At 53.5% G+C, this 4,741-nt stretch carries 5 protein-coding genes; 2 read left to right on the top strand and 3 right to left on the bottom strand.

Annotation, left to right across the window (positions count from 1 at the left end; genetic code table 11):
• The first annotated feature begins 240 nt into the window (after positions 1-240).
• Both LKK83_RS19510 and LKK83_RS19505 read left to right on the top strand, forming a co-directional pair.
• The gene (locus tag LKK83_RS19510; protein ID WP_324632964.1) at positions 241-813 is read left to right on the top strand and encodes a J domain-containing protein; all 573 of its coding nucleotides are present in this window, start codon (positions 241-243) and stop codon (positions 811-813) included.
• 132 nt (positions 814-945) lie between these two features.
• Complete coding sequence (locus LKK83_RS19505) at positions 946-1,218, top strand: DUF3143 domain-containing protein (RefSeq protein WP_324632963.1); 273 nt, start codon at positions 946-948, stop codon at positions 1,216-1,218.
• Positions 1,219-1,301: 83 nt separating this feature from the next.
• On the opposite strand, the gene LKK83_RS19500 is transcribed toward LKK83_RS19505, so the two are convergent.
• The 3 genes from LKK83_RS19500 to lysA all read right to left on the bottom strand — a co-directional run bounded on the left by LKK83_RS19500 (position 1,302) and on the right by lysA (position 4,622).
• Positions 1,302-2,051 (bottom strand): isoprenyl transferase, encoded by a 750-nt coding sequence (locus LKK83_RS19500; protein WP_324632962.1) that lies wholly within the window; start codon positions 2,049-2,051, stop codon positions 1,302-1,304.
• On the bottom strand, positions 2,048-3,004 hold the full coding sequence (cdaA, locus tag LKK83_RS19495; protein ID WP_442957342.1) for a diadenylate cyclase CdaA: 957 nt from the start codon (positions 3,002-3,004) through the stop codon (positions 2,048-2,050). The genes LKK83_RS19500 and cdaA overlap by 4 nt, the downstream gene beginning before the upstream one ends.
• 211 nt (positions 3,005-3,215) lie before the next feature.
• Positions 3,216-4,622: a diaminopimelate decarboxylase gene (gene lysA / locus LKK83_RS19490; protein ID WP_324632965.1), complete on the bottom strand. Its 1,407-nt coding sequence runs from the start codon at positions 4,620-4,622 to the stop codon at positions 3,216-3,218.
• Positions 4,623-4,741: the final 119 nt, after the last annotated feature.

The following is a 4,741-nucleotide window of genomic DNA, read 5'->3' as shown; positions in this document are numbered from 1 at the left end:
GGTTCAATCTCAATGGAGTCAGTAGGGGTGTGGGGAAAAGCGCCTTTAAAAGTCCGACTTTGGACTCTTTAAGAATCTCTCGGATTTATCCGTAGGGAGTATCAAAATGAGTTCAGTTTCGATAGAATATCAAGCAACCTGGCGCTCCGAGTATTTGCTGTGACTGAGAACCGCACAAATCCAAACAACCCAACCTCAGGGATCCCACCCTTTCCCCGGGGTCTCCCGAACTACTACAGCTTGCTGGAACTGTCAACTACAGCCACCGCCGGGGAGATTCGGCGTGCCTATCGGGAATTGAGCAAGCGCTACCATCCCGATACCACGGAACTGCCCTCGGATGTAGCGCGGGAGAAGTTCCAACAACTGAAGGAAGCCTATGCCACCCTGAGCGATCCGCAGCAGAGACAGCTTTATGATTTTCAGTTGCGCCTGAATCGCGGGCGCAGCTATCGCTATGCAGTGATGCCGCCGTCGACGGTAAAGCGGGCGGATGCCAAGTCGCAATCGTTCAGGTCTTCAGCCGCATATATCGACCCCACAGACCGGCCCTTGTCGGCGGGAGAGCTATTTGCCTTGTTTATTTTGGGGTTAACCTTGGTGGGCTGTTTGCTGTTAGCGATCGCCATTGGATTGATGCGCGGGGATGCCGCATTTCAACCGATGGGACTCGACACCGCACCGAACCCCGGGGAAAGCGTAGATGCACAAATCGAGTCAAATGTCAACCCCTTTGCACGGAGCGATCGCCACCTAGGGACCCCGGATGAGCTTGGCGAATCCATCCCCCAAATTATCCCGAATTCGCGGTAAGATTTTGAGGAAGTTGAACTCCTGCCAGAGGCGATCGCTCGACTTTGGACAAATCCCCAGGCAACTCCCCAGAACCGCCGCAAACCAATCGAGATTTCATCAGCACTCAGCCCAGTTAACGTTGGAAAATCCATGATACTGCCGCAACCCGATACCCCCTTGTACAATCATCCCCTGCCCAAAATCGAGCATTGGCTGCAACAGCTTGGATGCAAGCAAGACTCAGAAGAGCGCAATTGTTGGTTTGTGGAACGGCCCAGTTGGACCGCGCAACTGTGGCTCGACACTGAAGAAATTACCGTGCGCTATATCAATTCCGGGACGGGGGGACAGGATATTCAGCGATCGTTCAAATATTCCCTGAGTCGGCGAGATGTGGAAGAAGCGGTATTTAGCGGACCGTAGGCGGGGAAAGCGCGGGAGAACGGGAAATAAGGGGGAATGGACAGAGAATTCGCTCCCGTTTTCCGACTCCTCGCGTGGGCGGGTCAGACCTTGCCAAAGCGGCGATGGCGTTGTTGATAGGAACGCAACGCCAGATGGAATTCCTGGCGATCGAAATCCGGCCATAACGTATCGGTGACGTAGAGTTCCGAATAAGCCAATTGCCAGAGGAGAAAATTGCTAATCCGCATTTCGCCGCTGGTGCGAATCAGCAGGTCCGGATCCCCCACATTAGTGGTGTAAAGATGGCGTTCGAACAATACTTCGTCAATGTCATCCGGGTGGATTAAACCTTGCTGTACCTGAGTGGCGATCGCCCGACAAGCTTGCAAAATCTCCTGACGACCCCCGTAATTGGTCGCCACCGTAAACGCAATATCCTCATTCTGACGAGTTTGTTCCATCGAGCGGGCAATCTCCGCTTGCAAGGATGGTGGCAACGCTTGCAAATTCCCCACAAAGTTAATTTGCACGTTTTCCTCCATCATCTCCTGGAGTTCTTGTCGCAAGACCCGTTCGAACAAAGTCATCAAAAAATTAACCTCTTCCAAAGGGCGGCCCCAGTTTTCGCTCGAAAACGCATAAGCGGTGAGGGCTTTAATCCCCCAATCCTTACAGCAGCGCAGCAAATCTTTCAGGGCATCTACCCCCCGTCGGTGCCCCATAATGCGCGGCATTCCCTGACGCTTTGCCCAACGACCATTTCCATCCATAATGACTGCCACATGTCGGGGCAGTCGCTCTCGGTCGAGGTCAGCAGGCAACTGTTGTAAAGTTGATGACTTGGTAATCATTTTTTCTCTCGTGAAGCCGATGATGGAAGACGCAGCAAACGCGAAAAAAGACTCAATCCTTTGGCAATAAGCTGGCGACCCAAATTTCGCAAATCTGGAGCCACTGCTTCGCGCTCCACAGATTGCGAGAATCGCGCTTGTAGCAGTTCTTTCAGTTTAGAGCTGGTTAACGGTCGATTCAGCACCCCCTTTTCTGCCAGCGAGATCGAGCCAGTTTCTTCAGATACAACAACGCAAACGCAATTTTCGACCCGTTCGGTAATTCCCATTGCTGCCCGGTGGCGAGTTCCCAGTTGACGGGAGGCCGAACGTTCCGAAAGGGGTAGAATTACCCCCGCCGCCAGAATGCGAGACGATCGAATTAAAAGTGCTCCATCATGCAACAGGGTACTGGTTTGAAAAATGGTTTGCAACAGTTCTTTGGACACTTCTGCATTGATCCTCACCCCGGGAACCGAAAAATCTCGTTCGTCAATCGGCCCACTGGTTTCGAGAATCATTAAAGCCCCGGTGCGGTTTTGGGAGAGTTCTTTCACTGCATCAACAATTTCATCGATCGTGCTATCGGGTTTGGGAATTGTTTGCCGATCGGGTTGAAACAGTTGCTTGATTTCGCCTTTACCCAGTTGTTCGAGAAATCGACGGAACTCCGACTGCAACATCACCGCCATTGCCACAGCGGAGCCGATGACTAACTTATGTAAGACAAAACTCAGTAAATCCAGCTTGAGTTGGCTGCTTAAGGTTGCCGCCACCATCAGAATGATAAAGCCGCGAACGATCCAGAGGGTGCGGCGCTCCCCAATGATGACCAGCACCATATAGGTCAGCGCCAACACGAAGATGATGTCGAGCGGACCTTTGAGCCATTGCTTCCAAATTTCAAGCATGTGAAGCAACAAGGACTGAACCCAGGTTGGGTCGATCGACAATTGCATCCACAAATATCCCATTGGATCTCGACTATCCTTGCGCTTCTACGGCATGAAGATTACTCAGCTAGCCTCCGCTCTAGCTGCTTGCGGTTTGGCGGGTTCTATTTCCGGGGCACCCCGGGGTCAAGGGGGTGGGGAATCGGCCAGCCGGATCGAACCGTGACCACCAACCCGATCGCATCGGTTGACCCCAGAGGTTCACCCCACCCAATCGCCCCTCGCCGTGAGGTTAACCCCGGTTAACGAGCCGTTCTGGCAGGCGATCGTGTCGAATCAAATCTTCGTAGGTTTCGCGAGCGATAATGATATTGGCTGCTCCCTCTGCCACGAGTACGGTGGCCGGTCGGGGTACCCGGTTATAATTGGAGGCCATACTGTAATTGTAGGCACCGGTGGCCATCACCACTAGAATGTCGCCACTGTTCGTTTCCGGCAGCTCGGCATCGTGGATTACGATGTCGCCAGATTCGCAGTGCTTACCCGCTATGGTAACAGTCTCGGCTACCGACGCGGACATCCGATTGGCGAGTACGGCGCGATAGCTGGATTGGTAGGTGATCGGTCGGGGATTGTCGGACATGCCGCCATCCACTGCAATGTAGGTGCGGATTCCCGGGATGGCTTTGCGCGAGCCGATCCGGTAAGCGGTGATGCAAGCCGGTCCGATCAGCGATCGCCCGGGTTCGCAAAGCAATTTCGGCAAGTTTACCTGCTGAGCCTTACACTCATCGGCGATCGCTTCGCTGACTCCCTTCACCCATTCCTCGATACTCGGCGGATCGTCGGCTTCCGTATAGCGAATGCCCAAACCCCCGCCAACATTCAGTTGCTCGATCTGCAATCCATAACTGGCTGCTTTTCCCAACCACTGCACCATCACGCCACCGAGATCCCGATGCGGCTGTCGCTCGAATATCTGCGAGCCAATATGCGCGTGCAAGCCGATTAGCGATAGCCTCGGATGCTCTTTCACCCAGCGAAATACATCGTCCATTCCTTCGGGATCGAAGCCAAATTTACTGTCGAGATGCCCGGTGCGGATGTATTCGTGGGTGTGACACTCGATCCCGGGGGTGAAGCGCACCATGATGCGGATCGCTTCTGCCGCTTTTTCGGCAATTTCCCCCACCATCTGCAACTCCAGCCAGTTGTCTACCACGATCGTGCAGCCACAAGCAACCGCTTGCTCTAACTCTTCCCGGGATTTATTGTTGCCGTGCAGGTAAATCTTCTCGGGCTTGACTCCCGCTTCTAGAGCGGTATAGAGCTCTCCACCACTGACTACATCAATGCCTAACCCCTCTTGCGCCGCGATCGCGCAAATGGCCACCGCACTCCACGCCTTTGAGGCATACAAGACCTGCGACTCTCCGGGATAGTACCGAGATAAGGAGTCCACATACTGCCGACAAGCCGCTCTCAAGGTGGCTTCGTCTAAAATATACAACGGCGAGCCAAATTGCTCCACCAGGGTCGCTACATCGCAACCCCCAATCTCTAACCGATCTTTCTCGTTCGCTCTGGCACTCAGGGGCAACAGCTCCTGGTTCGGCGAACGAGTTTCGGTTTCTCCGCTTTGTTGGGGTAGATACTGACGACCTGTGTTTTCCACCGCCTTAACTTGAGTTGATACCATATTCACTAAATTCTCTGCTATTGGGTCAACGCGCATCACTGGAGTTAAACTAAGCAATTCCGTCACCAGAACTACTCGTCTTCAGAACCGGACTTGAGACTTTCACCTCATCCGGCTCC

The sequence above is a fragment of the Phormidium sp. CCY1219 genome (assembly GCF_035615515.1).
Classification (GTDB): domain Bacteria; phylum Cyanobacteriota; class Cyanobacteriia; order Cyanobacteriales; family Laspinemataceae; genus CCY1219.
Note: the sequence above shows the minus strand (reverse complement) of the source record. Positions and strands in the feature narration are given on the sequence as shown.

Excerpts from the sequence above, each read along its gene's own strand:
- LKK83_RS19505 (WP_324632963.1), top strand. The coding sequence starts at position 946 with ATGATACTGCCGCAACCCGATACCCCCTTGTACAATCATCCCCTGCCC.
- LKK83_RS19500 (WP_324632962.1), bottom strand. The coding sequence starts at position 2,051 with ATGATTACCAAGTCATCAACTTTACAACAGTTGCCTGCTGACCTCGAC.
- cdaA (WP_442957342.1), bottom strand. The coding sequence starts at position 3,004 with ATGGGATATTTGTGGATGCAATTGTCGATCGACCCAACCTGGGTTCAG.
- lysA (WP_324632965.1), bottom strand. The coding sequence starts at position 4,622 with ATGGTATCAACTCAAGTTAAGGCGGTGGAAAACACAGGTCGTCAGTAT.